This window comes from Ancylobacter lacus, assembly GCF_018390635.1.
Lineage (GTDB): Bacteria > Pseudomonadota > Alphaproteobacteria > Rhizobiales > Xanthobacteraceae > Ancylobacter > Ancylobacter lacus.
In genome coordinates this window covers 325,595-343,012 of the sequence record NZ_JAHBGE010000044.1, presented here as the reverse complement: position 1 = coordinate 343,012, position 17,418 = coordinate 325,595, and the positions used below count along the sequence as shown (strand labels likewise).

Below are 17,418 nucleotides of genomic sequence, written 5' to 3'. Positions count from 1 at the left end.
GTGACACGGCGCGTTAAGCGAACCCTTAACGCGCAGGCCCGGCAGCCCCCCGGCGCAAGCCCGGCGCAAGCTCCCCGCGGCGGGACGACAGCCCCGCGCAAGCCTGCGGAGTCCCGGCGGGCGCCGCAGGGTTAAGGCGGCGTTTCCCAAACCGGCCGAATTTGGCGGATCGCGCAACCGGATAAGCAACCCGTTGCGGCTATCTTCATTGCCAAGGCATCGAAACAGGTGTCGATCGCAACGACGAGGCAGGCGTCATGCTGTTCCTTCTGCGAACCGCATTCTGGCTGACGGTGGTGCTGATGCTGCTGCCGGCGCTGCCCGATTCCGGGCCGCGGCCCCATGCCGGTGTAACCCCCGCCACCCCGGCCTCCGCCGCCGGCACGGGCGCGGCACCCTCCGGCCTCGCCGCCGCGCAGGTGGACAGCCTCGACGCCCTCAGCCTCGCCAGCGCCGCGGTGTCGGACGCCACCGGCTTCTGCGCCCGCCAGCCCCGGGCCTGCGAGGTCGGCGGCCAGCTGCTGGAGCTGGTGAGCGAGCGCGCGGGCGAAGGCGCCCGCCGGGTGTTCGACTACGTCACCAGCCAGATCGCCAGCGAGAAGCGCAAGGCGGCCGAGCGCGCGGCCGACGGTTCGACCGAGGGCACGCTGACCCATGACGATCTCGGCCCGGCCTGGCGGGGCGAGCCCCGCCCGGCCACGCTTCCCGCCGCCGCCCCCGCGGTGACGCCCGGCGCCGCCTCCGCCACGCCGCCCAGCCCGGCGCCCGGTGCGGCGTCGGGGGACCACCTCGCCCCGCCGCGCCCGCCCAAACGGCCAGCCTGAACGCGGCCGGCCCGAGCGCGGCCGCCCACCCTCGCCGCGGCGCGGCGTTGCGCCGTGGGCGCGCAACGCCCTATATCCGCACCGACCCTTCCTGCTTTCGGGCGTGCCGCGCCGCCGGCCGCCGTCGAGGTGCGCATGTCGATCGACACGATCATCGAGGATTTCGAGCTGCTGGACAGCTGGGACGACCGCTACCGCTACCTCATCGAGCTCGGCCGCCGGCTGCCGCCCTTCCCGGAGGCGCTGCGCACCGAGGCGACCAAGGTGCAGGGCTGCGCCAGCCAGGTCTGGCTGGTGAGCCACCCCACCGCGGACGAGAGCGGCCGGCTGAGCTTCGAGGGCGATTCCGACGCGCACATCGTGCGCGGCCTCGTCGCCATCCTGCTCGCGCTCTATTCCGGCCGCACGGCGGGGGAGATCCTCGCCATCGACCCCGGCGCGACCTTCGAGCGGATCGGGCTGCGCGACCACCTGACGCCGCAGCGCTCCAACGGGCTGCGCTCGATGGTGGAGCGCATCCGCGCCGACGCCCGGCGGGCGCAGGCCGGCGTCCCGGGCTGACGCGCCCGGGCCGGTCACGCGACCAGCCGCGACGCCCCAACGCCACCGCGCCGCGCGCACCCGGGCGACCTCGGCGCTAGATTCCCGATGCCGCGCCGGTCTCGCCCGCCGCGCCCAGATGCTCCGCCGCGCCCGACGGCTCCGGCCCGGCCGGCGCGCTCCAGCCGGTGATGCCACGGCTGACCGGCCCCACCGCCCGCGCCTGCAGCCCGTAATGCCGGGCGAGCCGCTCCAGCGCCAGCGTCAGCACCACCTTGCCGGCCCGGGCGGGCCAGCCATGCTCCTGCTCGACCGTCTCCAGCCCCTTCAGGAAGCAGCACACATCCAGCAGCACCCCGGCGAATTCCGGCCCCACCGCCTTCATGGCGTGGGTGACGCGCTGGCGGGCGGCGACCACGCTCTCGCCGGGGTCCAGCGCGCCGGGCGCGGCTCGGGCGCCGCGGGTGCCGCCGGTCCCGCTCCAGTCGGCGGTCACGCGCGGCATCATCTGGCCGCGGGTGAAATCCGCCCGCAGCCTTTCCCCGGCGAGGAACTGGTGCGGCTCGATGAGCGGGCGCCCGTCCCGGCCCCGCCGGCGCGCCAGCCAGGCGAGCGGGCTCTCGGCGGCATCGGTCCTCACCGCCGGCTCGGGCGGCGGCGCGGGGCGGGAGGCGGAGGCGCGGGCAGACGGCATGGAAGGACTCCGGGTGAGAGGTGCACGGGCGGCGGCCCCGACCCCGCGGCCAGAGCCGGCTCCGCGCCGGCACCGCGTCGGGACGGGCGGACAGCAACAGGCTATCAGTCCTTTTAATAGGATTAAACACTTAGTTCAATCCCATTGCCCCCTTCCACTCCTTGTCCCCAACGAACCATTCCCTTCATCGAACCTCGGAGAAACCGAGTACCAGCATGAAGTCCGACAAGAGCTCTGGACAAGAGGCCATGGATTATAGGATTTTCATCTCTGTTGATCCTATCATCCTGGAGTCGTCATGCCGCCCCTCACGGTTCCCGTCCATTGCCGAGGTCGCCTGCGGGCCTGCCGCGCCCATGACCCGGCCACCCTCGTCGCGGCGCGGATGGAGACGCTGAAGCCCTTCATCGGCAGCACGCCGGAGGACCGCCGCACGGCGCTGGCGCGGCTGCTGCGGGAGGAGCGGCGGGCGGCGCTCACCGGCGCCGGCTACGACGCCGTGCGCCATGCCGCGCTGCGGCGGCTGCTGCGCGACATGCCGTGAGGGCGCGAGGAGCCCGAAACGACGACGGCCGCCGCGCCCGGTGGCGCGGCGGCCGTGCATCATTCTGGAGAAAGCCGGCGTCGCGGGCGCGGCCGGGCCACGGCCACACCGCGAAAGGCGGCCTCAGCGCCCCGTGCGGCGGCGCTGCTGGCCGAGGCCCATCTGCTTGGCCAGCGCCGAGCGGGCGGCGGCGTAGTTCGGCGCCACCATGGGGTAATCCGCCGGCAGGCCCCACTTCTCGCGGTATTCTTCCGGCGTCATGTTGTACTGCGTGCGCAGGTGCCGCTTCAGCGACTTGAACTTCTTGCCGTCCTCGAGGCAGACGATGAACTCGGGCGACACCGACTTCTTCGGCGGCACCGCCGGCTTCAGCGGCTCGGGCTCCGGCTCGGCCTCGCCCCGGCTGAGCCGGGCAAGGGCGCCATGCACGTCGGCAAGCAGGGCCGGCAGGTCGTTCGCCGCCACAGAATTCCTGCTCACATAGGCAGAGACAATGTCTGCCGCGAGTTCGATATAGCTTTCGTTTTCTGCGGAGTCGCTCATGGTCCGATCTTCAGCGTGCGTGGTGACCGCGTGACTTGACAGGGGTGCAACAAAATTCCCACCCATTGACATTCGACCATCAATTTCTGGCAGGAAACCCACAAACGGCTTGATAGATTTATTCTGAACGGATCGCAAGATTTTTCAGATGCAATTCCCGTTCAACTGAACGTCGGCTGGCATTTTTCACGCCAGAATGACGGCCGTGCGAAGCTTCGGCTCAACATGGCACGATACAACAAGCGTGCCAGCGACTTGAACGGGGCGAGCCTTGCGGCGGCGGGGGCGCTTGACTATGTGCACGGAAAATTCTCCCGAGGAAAACGAACCATGACCGACGCCCTCCACCGCCCCAAGGTCGTGAAGACCGACGCCGAGTGGCGCGCCCAGCTCACCCCGGAACAGTACGAGGTCACCCGCGGCCACGGCACGGAGTGCGCCTTCTCCGGCCCGCATCTCGGCCAGAAGGAGCCCGGGCTCTACAGCTGCGTGTGCTGCGACGCCCCGCTGTTCCGCTCCAACGCCAAGTTCGAATCCGGCACCGGCTGGCCGAGCTTCTTCCAGCCGGTCTCGCGCGAGGCGGTGGTGGGCATCGAGGACCGTTCCTACGGCATGCGCCGGGTCGAGGTGCGCTGCGCCACCTGCGACGCCCATCTCGGCCATGTCTTCCCCGACGGGCCGAAGCCCACCGGCATGCGCTTCTGCATCAACGGCGTCGCCCTCAGCTTCACCGCCGACGAGGTGCCGGCGTGAACGAGCAGGCCCCCGCCCACGCCCCGCTGGTGCGCAGCTTCCACGGCCAGACCCTGGTCGACCCCCATGCCTGGCTGCGCGCCGACAACTGGCGCGAGGTGATGCACGATCCCGCCGTGCTGGCGCCCGACATCCGCGCCTTCCTGGAGGCGGAAAACGCGGCGGCGCAGGCCTGGTTCGCTCCCCATGCCGAGCTGCGCAGCCGGCTGGTCGCCGAGATGCGCGGCCGCATCAAGGAGGACGACAGTTCGGTGCCGGCGCCGGACGGGCCGTTCGCCTACTACACCCGCTTCCGCGAGGGCGGCCAGCACCCGCTGGTCTGCCGCCGGCCGAGCGCGGGCGGCGAGGAGGCGGTGCTGCTGGATGGCGACGCGCTCGCCGCCGGCACCGCCTATTTCCACTTCGGCGAGGCCCGCCACGCCCCCGACCACACCCGGCTGGCCTGGTCGGTGGACGACACCGGCTCGGAATATTTCACCCTGCGCATCCGCGACCTCGCGACCGGCGCCGACCTGCCGGACCTCATCGGCGAGACCACCGGCGGGCTGGTCTGGGGCGGGGATGGCCGCCACCTCTATTACGTCCGCCAGGACGCCGAGCACCGGCCGAGCTTCGTCTTCCGCCACATCCTCGGCACCGACCCGGCGACCGACACGCTGGTCTATGAGGAGCCGGACAAGGGCTTCTTCGTCTCGCTGGGGCAGACCCAGTCCGGCCGTTTCGGCCTCATCGAGTGCGGCGACCACGAGACCAGCGAGGTCCACCTGCTCGACCTCGCCGACCCCGCCGCGGCGCCGCGCCTCGTCGAGCCGCGCCGGGAGGGGCTGCGCTACGGCGTCGAGCATCACCCCGCGCTCGACGGGGTGGAGAGCCTCGTCATCGAGACCAATGCCGACGACGCCGAGGACTTCAAGCTGGTGGTCGCCCCGCTCGCCACCCCCGGCCGGGCGAACTGGCGCGACCTGGTGCCCCACCGGCCGGGCCGGCTGATCCTCTCCCACACCGCGCTGCGCGACCATCTGGTGCGGCTGGAGCGGGAGGACGGCCTGCCGCGCATCGTGGTGCGCGAGATCGCGACCGGCGCCGAGCACCCCGTCGCCTTCGCCGAGGAGGCCTATTCGCTCGGCCTCGACGCCGGCTTCGGCTTCGACAAGACCACCATCCGCTTCAGCTATTCCTCCATGACCACCCCCGCCGAGGTGTGGGATTACGACATGGCGAGCGGCGAGCGGGTGCTGCGCAAGCGGCAGGAGGTGCCCTCGGGCCACGATCCCGCCCGCTATGTCACCCGCCGGGTGCTGGCCACCGCGACCGATGGCGAGACCGTGCCGGTGTCGCTGCTGTTCTCCCGCGACACCCCGCTGGACGGCACCGCGCCCTGCCTGCTCTATGGCTATGGCGCCTATGGCATCTCGATTCCGGCCGGCTTCTCCACCGCGCGGCTCTCGCTGGTCGACCGCGGCTTCGTCTTCGCCATCGCCCATATCCGCGGCGGCACCGAGAAGGGCTGGCGCTGGTACCGCACCGGCAAGCTGGCGGACAAGGTGAACAGCTTCACCGATTTCATCGACGTCGCCGAGCATCTGGTGGCGGCGAAGATCATCGCGCCCGACCGCATCGTCGCCCATGGCGGCTCCGCCGGCGGCATGCTGATGGGCGCGGTGGCGAACATGCGGCCGGATCTGTTCGCCGGCATCGTGGCGGAGGTGCCCTTCGTCGACGTGCTGAACACGATGCTCGACGACACCCTGCCGCTCACCCCGCCGGAATGGCCGGAATGGGGCAACCCGATCGTGGACGCGGAGGCGTTCCGCCGCATCCGCTCCTATTCGCCCTACGACAATGTCGAGGCCACCGCCTACCCCGCCATCCTGGCGCTGGCCGGCCTCACCGATCCCCGGGTGACCTATTGGGAACCGGCGAAATGGGTGGCCCGGCTGCGGGAGCTGCGCACCAACGACGCCCCGCTGCTGCTGCGCACCAACATGGAAGCGGGCCATGGCGGCGCCGCCGGCCGGTTCGACCGGCTGGAGGAGACCGCGCTCATCTACGCCTTCGCCATCGCCATCGCCCGGGCCTGAGCGCGAAGCCGGCACCCGGCGAGGCCGGGCGTCCGGCCCGCCGGGGCGGCACGGGAGGGTGAACGGCCCGCCGAGGCGGGCTGCCCGGCTCACTCGGCGCGGGCGGCGCCGGTGACGTGGTCGCGCAGTTCCTGGATCGAGGCGAAGCGGATCACGCCGTCCGGCAGTTCCGCCTCGATCGAGCCATCGGAGTAGAGCGAATAGGCCATGCCGCCGATGATGCCGGACTTCAGCACCACCAGGCCCGTCTCCTCCCCGGCCTCCTCCGCCGGCTCCGGCGCGGCGGCCTCGGCCGGCTCCGGGGCATGGGCGACAGGCTCGGGGGCCGCCGCCGGCGCGAACGGATCGGCCGGCTCGTGCCGCCCGGCATCGAAGCCGCCCGTCGACGCGAAGGGATCGGCGGGCTCGTAGCCGGCCGGCTCCTCGTCCGGTGCCACGTCCGGCTCGGCCTCGGGCTCGGCAGGGCTCCCGCCGAGGACTCCGGCGAAGGGATCGCCCGACACATCCGGGGCGGGCCGGCGCGGCGCGGGCGCGGACGGCGGCTCGACCGCCGCCGGGGCGGGTTCCAGCGCCGGCGCGGCCGGGGCCGGCGCGTCCGCGGGCGCGGCATCCCGGGAAGCGGCACCGGGGGAAGCCGGCGCGTCCGTCACCGGCGCGGCGGCCGGTGCGGGGTCGCGGCGGCGGAACCAGGACGGCAGCTCCGGCCGGGGGCCCGGGCGGGCTTCCGCCACCGGCTCCGGCGCGGGGGCGGCATCGGCCGCCGGCTCGGGCGGCGCCACATCGAGCCATGGCGCGTCCGGCCGGGGGGCGTCGGGACGGGGCGCTTCCGGCCGCAGCGGCCGGGAGAAGGGCGGCGGCGCCGGCCGCACCCGCGACGGCTCCACCAGAGGCAGGTCCGCCCCGGCGGCCGGGGCGGCGCGCGCGGGCTCCGGCGTGCGCTCGGGCGCCCGCAGGAAGTCCGGCATGCGGGGCTCGGAACGGGGAGCCTCGGCGCGGGCCGAATCGCGCGGCGGCTCCGCGCGCGGCGGCGGCACCGGCTCGCGGGCGGGGAAATCGGGGATCAGCCGCTCCTGAGGCGGCGGCGCGACCGGCTCGGGGGAACGGGCCGGCTCGGGCGCACGGGGCGCGGCGCCACGGCCGGAGGTCTCGGCCACGCGGCTCTCGGCCACCCAGTCGGCCTCCGCGCGCGGCTCCGGCGGGGCGGCACGCGGCGGCGGGGGCTCAGACCTCGGCGCCGGCCGGGGCGCGGGCTCCGGCTCGTCCTCCGCTTCGGCCTCGGCGCGGGTTTCGCGCTCGGCCTCGTCGGCGACGGCCTCGACCTCGCCGATATAGTCCCCCTCCTCCGGCTCGAAATGGACCGCGCCTTCCAGCCGCATCTCGATCCGCACCAGCGCCCGCAGGATGAAGCCGAGCCCCATCAGCACCAGGCCACCGACGAAGGCAAAGCCGCCCACCACGATGAGCGCGTTGCCGAAGGTCGACTGGTAGACCGCGAAGCCGTTGAAGCCGAAGGCGGCGCCGACCAGCGCGATGGCGATGCCGAGGCCGATGATCACCGCGCTCATGAGAGCCCCCGGCCGTCCAGCCGCGGCGCGCGACCCACGCCCCCGGCGACATCTCGACGCGCCACGCGCGTCCCGCGGCGCCCGGCGCTGCCCCTGTCCACCATTCTACCCTCGTCCATTCTCAAGGCCCGGCCGGCGATTGCGGCTGAGCCGGGGCTTCGGTGCCCGATTATGTATGAAAATCGCAACATATGTGGCTTTTGGTTGTCCGTCACCGCGGAGAGACTTATCTAGTCTCGCGCCGCCCCGATGGTGCCAGCCGGAACCGCCGGGGACGCCTCGTTCCGAGGGTCAGCCGCCGGGCGGTACGGCCACTCTTATTTGCGGAGAAAGCTTCGATGTCGTTCACGCTTCCCGACCTGCCCTATTCCTACGATGCGCTCGCCCCCTACATGTCGCGCGAGACCCTCGAATTCCACCACGACAAGCACCACCTCGCCTATGTCAACAATGGCAACAACCTGTTGAAGGGCACGGAATTCGAGGGCAAGTCCCTCGAGGAGATCGTGAAGGGGTCTTACGGCAAGAATGCCGGTCTCTTCAACAATGCCGGCCAGCACTACAACCACCTGCACTTCTGGAACTGGCTGAAGCCGAATGGCGGCGGCGCCATCCCCGGCGAGCTTGAGAAGAAGATCGTCGAGGACTTCGGCTCGGTCGACAAGTTCAAGGAAGACTTCATCCAGGCCGGCGTCACCCAGTTCGGCTCGGGCTGGGCCTGGCTGGCGGTGAAGGACGGCAAGCTCATCGTCGCCAAGACCCCGAACGGCGAGAGCCCGCTGGTCACCGGCGCCACCCCGATCCTCGGCGTCGATGTGTGGGAGCACTCCTACTACATCGACTACCGCAACCGTCGTCCCGACTACCTCAAGGCGTTCGTCGAGAACCTCGTGAACTGGGACTACGTCGCCGAGCTCTATTCCAAGGCCTGATCCGACCGACAGCGGCCCGCCACGGCGGGGCCGCCACGGCCTCTCGCGCCGCCGCCCCCCGGGACGGCGGCGCTTTTCATGCGCGGGGCCCCACCGGAGAGGGCCGCGCGCCCGCGCCCTCAGCCGCCCGGCCCGCCCGAGCTGCGCGGCCGCCAGCCGCGCGGCGCCGGGGGATAGCCCTTGGTGCAGTAGTCGTTCCAGAACTCGAACTGCCAGGCCGAGCGCCACTGGTACAGCCAGCTCTCGCATTCCGCCTTGCTGCGGAAGCAGCCCTCCACCGTCTTGCCCTCGATGAAATCGAAGTTCCACGGGCTCTGGCGGCGGCCGGTGAAATGGCCGTACCACAGCTCCGGCGCCGGGGTCTGGCGGGCCATGGCCTCGCAGTTTCCGCCGGGATAGGTGCCGGTGGCTGTCTGGGCCGCCGCCGGCCCGCCCGCCCCCAGCGCCAAAGCGAGGGCGAGCGCCCCCGCCGATGCCGCGAGCCGCGCGGCGCGAACGATCCTCATGGCGTCCTCCCTGGGCACCCCGGTTCGTCCGGACGCGCCTCGATCCGCATATAGCGCCGGGACGACCCGGGGGCGAGGCCCTCAGATCCAGCGAATCCACCGCATCAGCGCCGCCATGCCGACGCCCATGGCCACCACCATCGCGGTCACGATCCAGAAGCCGGAGGGACTCTCCGCCGCCGGGATGCCGCCGACATTCATGCCCAGCAGGCCGGTGACGAGGGTGAGCGGGGCGAACACCGCCGTCACCCCGGCCAGAATCAGCATGGAGCGGTTCATCTGCTCGGCGCGGCGCTCCACCATCTGGTCGTGGATCACCGCCGCCCGGTCGCGCACCGAATCGAGCTCCTCGGCGAAGCGCGTCACCCGGTCGGCGGCCTCGCGCAGGCGGTGGCGGTCGCGGGCGGCGAGCCAGTCGGCGTCCTCCAGGGCGAAATGGTTCAGCGCCTCGCGCTGGGGGGCGATGTAGCGCCGCAGGATGATGGCGATGCGCCGCACCTCCGACACTTTGGGGCCGAGCGAGGTGAGCATGGCGTCCATCACCAGCTCCTCCAGCTCGTCGGCCTGCTCGGCCAGGGTGTTCACCACCGTGTCCATGCGCTCCACCAGCCGCATCGAGGTGTCGGCGATGAATTCGCCCGGCGTGCGCGGCATCCGGCCACGGGCGAAGGCGTCCTCGAGGTCGGCCAGCGCCGAGAGCTGGCGCTTGCGCACCGAGATGATGCGGTGCGGCTCCACCCAGATGCGCAGCGAGTGCATCTCGTCGGGCAGCGAATAGGGCATCAGGTTGATGCCGCGCAGGTTGAGGAAGGCGCCGTGCTCGAACAGCGCGCAGCGCGGCCGGGTCTCCTCGGCCACCAGCGAATCGGCGATGCCGGGGTCGACCCCCGCCTCGTGCAGCAGCCAGGGCTGCTGGCGTCCCTGCAGAAGCTGGAGATGGACCCAGATGAAGCCCTTCGCGGTGCGCTCCTGCGCCCGGATTTCCCGCCAGCCGATGCGGCGGCCGCCGCCCTCGCCGTCGAAGGCCCAGGCCGTCACCAGCCCGTCTATGTCGTGATCGGCCACGCGCGCTCCCCATCCTGCTGCGGGGAGATGGATTCCCGCGCTTGATGACAGTTTCGCAACAGCCGGGCGGGCAAAGCCGCCTTACGCAGGGTCCGTGCCGCCGGACACCCGCAGAATCCCGCTGCGGTCGAGCCGCGCCAGCGCGTCCGCCACCCTCACCCCGCCGACGCGCAGCTCCGGCGCCAGCTCGGCCAGCGGCACCAGCGCGAAGGCCCGCTCCATCATCCGCGGGTGCGGGATTTCCAGATCGGGCTCGGCCACCACGTCCTCGCCATACACCAGTATGTCGATATCGATGGTGCGCGGGCCGAAGCGCACCTCCTTGGTGCGGTCGCGGCCGAAGGCGTGCTCGACGCCGAGCACCATGTGCAGCAGCTCGCGGGCGGAAAGCTCGGTCTCCACCGCCACCACCATGTTGAGATAGGGTCCCTGCGGCACCGGCCCCCAGGGCGGGGTCTCATAGAGCGAGGACCGCGCCACGATCTTCAGCCCGATCCGGGCGATGAGGCCGACCGCCTTCGCCATGGTGCCGGCACGGTCGCCGAGATTGGAGCCGAGGCAGAGATAGGCGGTGCGCTTTTCCACCGCGCGCGGGCGCCGGACGAAGAATTCAGGCGGCACGGAGAATCGCCTCCGTCACCCGGGCGGCCTGCACATGGGCGGCGACGTCGTGCACCCGGATGATGGCGCAGCCGGCGGCGATGCCGAGCACGTTGGAGGCGATGGTTCCCGGCAGCCGCTCCGCCGGAGAGGCCGACACCACCTTGCCGATCAGCGACTTGCGCGAGGTGCCGAGCAGCAGCGGGAAGCCGAGCCGGCCGATCTCCCGCAGCGCCGCCAGCGCCTCGAGATTCTGCTCGAAGGTCTTGCCGAAGCCGATGCCGGGGTCGAGCGCGATGCGGTCCGGCCGGATGCCGGCGCGGGCGGCCCGCTCCAGCGCGTTCTCGAAGAAGGCGAGGATGTCCGCCACGATGTCGACGCCGGGGTCGACCGTGGCGCGGTTGTGCATGGCGACCACGCCGGCGTCGTAGGCCGCCGCCACCCGCGCCATGTCGGGATCGCCCATCAGCCCCCAGATGTCGTTGACGATGGCGGCGCCCGCCTCCAGCGCCGCCTCGGCGACGCGGGCCTTCTGGGTGTCGATCGAGATCGGCACCAGGAGCTGGCGGGAGATCGCCTCGATCACCGGCAGCACGCGGGCAAGCTCCTCCTCCTCCGCCACCGGGGTGTGGCCGGGACGGGTCGATTCGCCGCCGATGTCGAGAATGTCCGCCCCTTCGGCGACCAGCCGGCGCGCACTGGCGGCGGCGTCCTCCACCGCGAAGTTGCGCCCGCCGTCGGAGAAGGAATCCGGCGTGATGTTGAGGATGCCCATCACCAGCGTACGGTCGGCATAGGACAGCGTCAGCCCGCGGGCATCCATCAGGCGGTCCGCCGGAGGGGTCAGGGCTGTGGCGTGGAGATGGGAGGCGGACATACGGCGGGAATCCCGTTCACTCTGCCTCCAAATTGCGCGGCTGGGCGGGGAAGGCAAGAGCGGGCGGGTTCCAACTGCATCCAGTCTCGGCACCAAGGCGGAATGGACGGGTTGCGCGGCGCCCGCCCGCTGCGCTCTATAGGCACGCGGGAGAGGCCGCGCGGCACGCCGCGCCCCTGTCCCGGTGCGGCGGAGGATTCCATGGGCGGCGATAGCGAGGGCAAGATCCTCGTCGGCAGGAGCGCGGCAAAGCCGGAAGTTCTCGCGCTGAAGCTGGCGAACCGGCACGGCCTCGTCACCGGCGCCACCGGCACCGGCAAGACGGTGACGCTGCAGACGCTGGCGGAAGGCTTCTCCCGCGCCGGCGTTCCCGTCTTCGCCGCCGACATCAAGGGCGACCTCGCCGGCCTCGCCATGCCGGGCGAGGGGCCGGAGTGGATTCGCGCGCGCTGCGCCGAGATCGGCCTCACCTACGCCGCCGACAGCTTTCCGGTGACGTTCTGGGACCTGTTCGGCGAACAGGGCCACCCGGTGCGCGCCACCGTCACCGACATGGGCCCGCTGATGCTCGCCCGCATCCTCGGCCTCAACGAGGTGCAGGAGGGCGTGCTCAACGTCGCCTTCCGGGTGGCGGACGAGCGCGGCCTGCCGCTGCTCGACCTGAAGGACATCCGGGCGATGCTCGCCTTCCTTTCGGAGAACGCCGCCGCCCTCACCCGCACCTATGGCAATGTCGCCCCCGCCACGGTGGGCGCCATCCAGCGCCAGCTCCTCGTGCTGGAGAACCAGGGCGCGGGCGCCTTCTTCGGCGAGACCGCGCTCGACATCGCCGACCTGATGCGGGTGGACCGCGCCTCGGGCTACGGCACCATCAATCTTCTGGCCGCCGACCGGCTGATGCAGGCGCCGCGGCTCTATTCCTCCTTCCTGCTGTGGCTGCTGTCCGAGCTGTTCGAGAAGCTGCCGGAAATCGGCGACCCGGAGAAGCCGAAGCTGGTGTTCTTCTTCGACGAGGCGCACCTGCTGTTCGACGGCGCGCCGAAGCCGCTGCTGCAGAAGATCGAGCAGGTGGTGCGGCTCATCCGCTCCAAGGGGGTCGGGGTCTACTTCGTCACCCAGAACCCGCTCGACGTGCCCGACACCGTGCTGGGCCAGCTCGGCAACCGGGTGCAGCACGCGCTGCGCGCCTTCACCCCACGCGACCAGAAGGCGGTGAAGGCGGCGGCGGAGACATTCCGCGACAATCCCGCCCTCGACGAGGCCGTGGTCATCACCCAGCTCGGCAAGGGCGAGGCGCTGGTCTCGCTGCTGGAAGGCAACGGCGTGCCCTCCATGGTCGAGCGCGCCCTCATCGCCCCGCCCTCGGCCCGGGTCGGCACCCTGCCGCCGGACGAGCGCGCCGCGATCATCGCCCGCAGCCCGCTGGGGGCGACCTATGCCGAGCCGGTGGACCGGGACTCCGCCTTCGAGATGCTGGCGCGGCAGGTGCAGGACACCGCCCCGGCCGACGCCCCGCCGGTGGAGCCGGAGGCCGGCGGCGGCGGCTGGCTCGACGGCGTGCTGGGCGGCATCCTCGGCGGCGGCGGCTCCGGCCGCGGCCGCATGGGGCTCGGCGAGCAGGTCGCCCGGCAGGTCGCCCGCGAGGTCACCAACCAGGTGACCAAGGCCATTCTGCGCAACGTGCTGGGAGGCCGCAGCCGGCGCTAGCCGCGCCCGGGCCGGCGCGGGCCGGCCGGGGCGGCGCTGCCTCCCGACGACATGCCACGGCACCCCTCACCTTCTCCCGACCGCTTCGGCCCCCGGCCGAGCCCTGCCGAACAAGGACACGATCCCATGGCCGACGCCACCCCTGGTCACGACGCCGAACCCGCCGAACTGAAGGCCGTGCTGGCCGCCATCGACGCCGATCTCGAGGCCAGCCTCGAGCGCCTCTTCACCTTCCTGCGCATCCCCTCCATCTCCACCGACCCCGCCTACAAGGCGGCGTGCCGCGAGGCCGGGCAGTGGCTGGTGGACGACCTCGCCGGGCTCGGCCTCGCTGGCGGCCTGAACGAGACACCCGGCCACCCCATCGTCACCGCCCGCAGCGATTTCGGCGCGCCGCGCCGGGTGATGTTCTACGGCCATTACGACGTGCAGCCGGTCGACCCGCTGGAGCTGTGGAACACGCCGCCCTTCGAGCCCACCATCGTGACCGCCGAGGACGGCACGAAGCGGATCGTCGCCCGCGGCTCCGCCGACGACAAGGGCCAGATCATGACCTTCGTCGAGGCCTGCCGCGCCTTTCTCAAGGTCACCGGCAAGCTGCCGGTGGAGGTGACGCTGATGCTGGAGGGCGAGGAGGAATCCGGCTCGCTCAACCTGCCGCCCTTCGTCGCCGCCAATGCCCCGGCGCTGGCCGCCGACCTCGCCCTCGTCTGCGACACCGGCATGTGGGACGCCGCGACCCCGGCCATCACCGTCTCGCTGCGCGGGCTGATGCACGAGGAATTCGTGGTCCACTGCGCCGACCGCGACCTGCATTCCGGCTATTACGGCGGGGCGGCGCAGAACCCGCTCCACGTCATCGCGAAGATCATCGCCGATGTGCACGGCCCGGACGGGCGCGTCACCATCCCCGGCTTCTACGACGAGGTGCGCGAGACCCCGGACGAGGTGAAGGCGCAGTGGGCGACGCTCGGCCTGACGCCGGAGAACTTCCTCGGGCCCATCGGCCTCGCCGTGCCCTCGGGCGAGCAGGACCGCATGCTGGTGGAGCTGGTGTCCTCGCGCCCGACCTTCGAGGTCAACGGCATGTGGGGCGGCTATATCGGCGCCGGCAGCAAGACCGTGATCCCCGCCATCGCCACCGCGAAGATCTCCTGCCGGCTGGTCGCCGACCAGGACCCGGTGAAGGTGCGCGAGGCGGTGCGCGCCTTCATCCGCGCCCGCATCCCGTCGGACTGCTCGGTGGAGTTCCTTGGCGGGGAAGGCAGCCGCGCCGTCGCCGTGGCCCATGACAGCCCGGACCTCAAGAAGGCGGCGGCGGCGCTGGGCGCGGAATGGGGCACCCCGCCCGTCACCATCGGCGAGGGCGGCTCCATCCCCATCGTCGGGCACTTCAAGAAGGTGCTGGGGCAGGACACGCTGCTGGTCGGCTTCTCGCTCGACGACGACCGCATCCATTCGCCCAACGAGAAATACGACCTCACCTCCTTCCACAAGGGCATCCGCAGCTGGGCGCGGATTCTCCACGCGCTGGCGTGACACGGGCGGGCTGCCCGAGGGCGACCGAGAGCGCGGCGCTCTCCCGCGCGCGACGGGGCGTGCGGCGGGGGCGACCGGCGACGAGGGGCGCGCGACGACGAGCGGGGACGCGGCGAGCGCACCCGCCGCCGGGACGCCACCGGCCACCCCGCCGGACGGTATGAAAGAACCTTGGGCGCGCCACCCGCCGGCGACCGGCGCGGCCGGGGACGGGGGAGCCGATGGCGCGGGCGACGCCTCACGCCGCCACCAGCCGCCCGGCGGGCGGAGGGGTGACGGCAGCGACGGCGCGGCAGCGGTCGGGTTCGGCGGCGACCGGGTTCGGCGGAGCCGACGAGGACGGCGCCAAGGAGGCGGATCGGGCGCCCGGCGGGGCACCAGCTCCGGCGCCCCTGCCGCGCGGAGAGCGTCGTGCCGGCCAATCGGTCCCACCGCACCGGGAGGGACGGTGAATGGACACATCGTCCACCTCACCGCACTGACCCTCCACCCGTCATCCGCCGTCGCGGCTGCGGCTCATTGTGCATTCATGCAAGGTCAGCGGTATCCCGCGCCGCGACCGGGCGAAACGGAACGGGGCCGGGCCGCGCGGCGAGCCCTTGTTCCAACATGACGACGCCCCCGCCCGGCAAACGGGCGGGGGCGCCAAACCGGCCTGAGTCGAGGCGGCCTCCGGGTCGGGGCGGCGCGGCGCTGGCGGGCGGCGGGCCTCACATGCGGACGGCGCCCTGCCCCAACCCGTTGTTTCGCGTCATATTTTCCGGTCGAAGGCGCGGCTCCAGTCGTCCACCTGACGGGTCGCCTCGTCCTTGGCGATGCCGTAGCGCTCCTGCAGGATGCCTTCCAGCTCCTGGCGCTTGCCGTTGAGGCGGTCGAGATCGTCGTCGGTAAGTTTGCCCCACTGCTGGCGAACCTGCCCTTTCACCTGCTTCCAGTTACCTTCGATGCGGTCCCAGTTCATAGCTGTCTCCTGCTGAAGGGCCCCGCCTCGTCAGGCGGAAGCCCGGCTGCTAACATCGGGGGATCAACGCAGAAGCGCCGGATTCGATCCCTTGCGAGCCTCGCCAAAGGTAGCCGGACGCCGTTCCCGCCCCCGTACCGGGAAAGGCTTCAGCCAAAAAATCCCTTATCTCTCAAGGCATTCGCTCTCATGAGCGCACGCCCCGCACCCTCTGTCGCCGAGCTGGCGGAGGGCATCGCCGCCGGCTCGCGCAGCGCCCTCGCCCGGGCGATCACCCGCATCGAGTCGCGCCGTCCCGAGCACCGTGAGGAGGCGGAGGAGCTGCTCCGGCGCGTGCTGCCGCGCAGCGGCGGGGCGATCCGGGTCGGCATCACCGGCGTGCCGGGTGTCGGCAAGTCCACCACCATCGACACGCTCGGCATGCAGCTGATCGGGCGCGGCCACCGCGTCGCGGTGCTGGCGGTCGACCCCTCCTCCTCCCGCACCGGCGGCTCCATCCTCGGCGACAAGACGCGCATGGCCCGGCTCGCCGCGGAACCCCGCGCCTTCGTGCGCCCCTCCCCTTCCGCCGGCACCCTCGGCGGTGTGGCCGCCCGCACCCGCGAGACGCTGCTGCTCTGCGAGGCCGCGGGATTCGATGTGGTGCTGGTGGAAACGGTCGGCGTCGGCCAGTCGGAAACCGCGGTCGCCGAGATGACCGACACCTTCCTGGTGCTGATGCTGCCGGGCGCCGGCGACGAATTGCAGGGCATCAAGAAGGGGATACTGGAGCTCGCCGACATCGTGGCGGTGAACAAGGCGGACGGCGGCACCCTCGACCGCGCCCGCGCCGCCGCCGCCGAATACGCCGCGGCGATGCATGTGCTCGGCGCCGATGGACCGGATGGCGCGGTGCCGGTGCTGACCTGCTCGGGCCTCACCGGCGAGGGCCTCGATGCGGTGTGGGACGCGGTTGTGGCGCACCGCGCGCGGGGCCTTGCCCGCGGCGCCTTTGCCGAGCGGCGGCGGCGCCAGCAGGTGCGCTGGATGTGGTCGCTGCTGGATGAAAGGCTGCGGGCGCATCTGCGCAGCGATCCCCGCTTGCGCGCCGAGGTGCCTGCGCTTGAAAATGCGGTTGGCGAGGGCACAATGACCCCCTCCATCGCCGCGGAACGGCTCGCGGCGCTGCTGCGTCTCTGTCCGTACTAAATTGCCGCCCTATATCAAAAGACAGGGTCTGGGTGGGCGAATGCCTCTAATCCTGTCGGCACTTTGGAACGAACGGTCCGGTACGCCCGGGCCCATCAGAAACTGGAAACGATGTCAGAATCCGCCCGCTCCTTGGAAGGCAGCCGCATCTTTATTCTGGAAGACGAATCGCTCGTGTCGATGATGATCGAGGCGATGGTGGAGGAACTCGGCGGCGTCGTGCTGGCGTCCCACACGCAGCTCCAGCCGGCGATGGAGTTTATCGCCGATCGCCACACGGAGATCGACGTCGCCGTGCTGGACGTCAATCTCGGCGGCACCCGCAGCTATCCCGTCGCCGACGCCCTGCGCAGCCGGGGCGCGCCCTTCGTGTTCTCCACCGGCTACGACGACGGCGCCATCCCGCCGGAATGGCTGGAATATCCCCGCGTGCGCAAGCCCTTCCAGCTCGACGAGCTGGCCGACGCGCTGAAGGCGGCCCTCGGCACCGCGGGCTGAG

The 17,418-nt window shown here is 71.8% G+C and carries 18 protein-coding genes; 10 read left to right on the top strand and 8 right to left on the bottom strand.

The window, feature by feature from the left end; all coding sequences use genetic code 11:
* Positions 1-257: 257 nt before the first annotated feature.
* Positions 258-824, top strand: a complete 567-nt coding sequence (locus KHC27_RS10425) for a DUF5330 domain-containing protein (protein WP_213338656.1) — start codon at positions 258-260, stop codon at positions 822-824.
* 135 nt (positions 825-959) lie between these two features.
* The gene (locus KHC27_RS10420) at positions 960-1,385 is read left to right on the top strand and encodes a SufE family protein (RefSeq protein WP_213338654.1); all 426 of its coding nucleotides are present in this window, start codon (positions 960-962) and stop codon (positions 1,383-1,385) included.
* A 76-nt stretch (positions 1,386-1,461) separates the two neighbouring features.
* Here KHC27_RS10420 and KHC27_RS10415 read toward each other — a convergent pair whose 3' ends face one another.
* Positions 1,462-2,058: a DUF6456 domain-containing protein gene (locus tag KHC27_RS10415; protein WP_213338652.1), complete on the bottom strand. Its 597-nt coding sequence runs from the start codon at positions 2,056-2,058 to the stop codon at positions 1,462-1,464.
* 298 nt (positions 2,059-2,356) lie between these two features.
* Between KHC27_RS10415 and KHC27_RS10410 the strand changes: the two genes are divergently transcribed.
* On the top strand, positions 2,357-2,602 hold the full coding sequence (locus tag KHC27_RS10410) for a hypothetical protein (RefSeq protein WP_213338650.1): 246 nt from the start codon (positions 2,357-2,359) through the stop codon (positions 2,600-2,602).
* Positions 2,603-2,725: 123 nt separating this feature from the next.
* Here the strand turns inward: KHC27_RS10410 and KHC27_RS10405 are convergent, their stop codons facing one another.
* Positions 2,726-3,145 carry a Ros/MucR family transcriptional regulator gene (locus KHC27_RS10405; protein ID WP_213338648.1) on the bottom strand — a complete coding sequence of 140 codons (420 nt, stop codon included), beginning with the start codon at positions 3,143-3,145 and terminating at the stop codon, positions 2,726-2,728.
* A 330-nt stretch (positions 3,146-3,475) separates the two neighbouring features.
* On the opposite strand from KHC27_RS10405, the gene msrB reads away from it, so the two are divergent.
* Positions 3,476-3,898: a peptide-methionine (R)-S-oxide reductase MsrB gene (msrB, locus tag KHC27_RS10400; RefSeq protein WP_213338646.1), complete on the top strand. Its 423-nt coding sequence runs from the start codon at positions 3,476-3,478 to the stop codon at positions 3,896-3,898.
* Entirely contained in the window at positions 3,895-5,979 is a 2,085-nt protein-coding gene (locus KHC27_RS10395; protein WP_213338643.1) for a S9 family peptidase, read from the top strand. Before msrB ends, KHC27_RS10395 begins: the two co-directional genes overlap by 4 nt.
* Positions 5,980-6,068: 89 nt before the next feature.
* Here the strand turns inward: KHC27_RS10395 and KHC27_RS10390 are convergent, their stop codons facing one another.
* On the bottom strand, positions 6,069-7,544 hold the full coding sequence (locus tag KHC27_RS10390) for an ECF transporter S component (RefSeq protein ID WP_213338641.1): 1,476 nt from the start codon (positions 7,542-7,544) through the stop codon (positions 6,069-6,071).
* A gap of 338 nt (positions 7,545-7,882) precedes the next feature.
* Here KHC27_RS10390 and KHC27_RS10385 point away from each other — a divergent pair, with 338 nt between their 5' ends.
* Complete coding sequence (locus KHC27_RS10385; RefSeq protein ID WP_213338639.1) at positions 7,883-8,476, top strand: superoxide dismutase; 594 nt, start codon at positions 7,883-7,885, stop codon at positions 8,474-8,476.
* Positions 8,477-8,595: 119 nt separating this feature from the next.
* On the opposite strand, the gene KHC27_RS10380 is transcribed toward KHC27_RS10385, so the two are convergent.
* From KHC27_RS10380 to folP, 4 genes are all read right to left on the bottom strand, one after another.
* On the bottom strand, positions 8,596-8,982 hold the full coding sequence (locus KHC27_RS10380; protein WP_246519800.1) for a hypothetical protein: 387 nt from the start codon (positions 8,980-8,982) through the stop codon (positions 8,596-8,598).
* 81 nt (positions 8,983-9,063) lie between these two features.
* Positions 9,064-10,047 (bottom strand): zinc transporter ZntB, encoded by a 984-nt coding sequence (locus KHC27_RS10375; RefSeq protein WP_213338631.1) that lies wholly within the window; start codon positions 10,045-10,047, stop codon positions 9,064-9,066.
* Between the two features lie 81 nt (positions 10,048-10,128).
* Complete coding sequence (gene folK, locus KHC27_RS10370; protein ID WP_343210885.1) at positions 10,129-10,668, bottom strand: 2-amino-4-hydroxy-6-hydroxymethyldihydropteridine diphosphokinase; 540 nt, start codon at positions 10,666-10,668, stop codon at positions 10,129-10,131.
* Positions 10,658-11,524 carry a dihydropteroate synthase gene (folP, locus tag KHC27_RS10365; protein ID WP_425514871.1) on the bottom strand — a complete coding sequence of 289 codons (867 nt, stop codon included), beginning with the start codon at positions 11,522-11,524 and terminating at the stop codon, positions 10,658-10,660. The genes folK and folP overlap by 11 nt, the downstream gene beginning before the upstream one ends.
* Positions 11,525-11,725: 201 nt before the next feature.
* Between folP and KHC27_RS10360 the strand changes: the two genes are divergently transcribed.
* Positions 11,726-13,231, top strand: a complete 1,506-nt coding sequence (locus KHC27_RS10360) for a helicase HerA-like domain-containing protein (RefSeq protein ID WP_213338629.1) — start codon at positions 11,726-11,728, stop codon at positions 13,229-13,231.
* 126 nt (positions 13,232-13,357) lie between these two features.
* Positions 13,358-14,770 (top strand): M20/M25/M40 family metallo-hydrolase, encoded by a 1,413-nt coding sequence (locus tag KHC27_RS10355; protein ID WP_213338627.1) that lies wholly within the window; start codon positions 13,358-13,360, stop codon positions 14,768-14,770.
* Positions 14,771-15,521: 751 nt separating this feature from the next.
* On the opposite strand, the gene KHC27_RS10350 is transcribed toward KHC27_RS10355, so the two are convergent.
* On the bottom strand, positions 15,522-15,731 hold the full coding sequence (locus KHC27_RS10350) for a CsbD family protein (RefSeq protein ID WP_213338626.1): 210 nt from the start codon (positions 15,729-15,731) through the stop codon (positions 15,522-15,524).
* 189 nt (positions 15,732-15,920) lie between these two features.
* Between KHC27_RS10350 and meaB the strand changes: the two genes are divergently transcribed.
* Both meaB and KHC27_RS10340 read left to right on the top strand, forming a co-directional pair.
* Positions 15,921-16,919, top strand: coding sequence for a methylmalonyl Co-A mutase-associated GTPase MeaB (gene meaB / locus KHC27_RS10345; RefSeq protein ID WP_213338625.1), 999 nt, complete (start codon positions 15,921-15,923; stop codon positions 16,917-16,919).
* A gap of 111 nt (positions 16,920-17,030) precedes the next feature.
* A complete protein-coding gene (locus KHC27_RS10340; RefSeq protein ID WP_213338624.1) occupies positions 17,031-17,417 on the top strand; it encodes a response regulator in 387 nt (128 codons plus the stop codon).
* Position 17,418 lies beyond the last annotated feature (1 nt).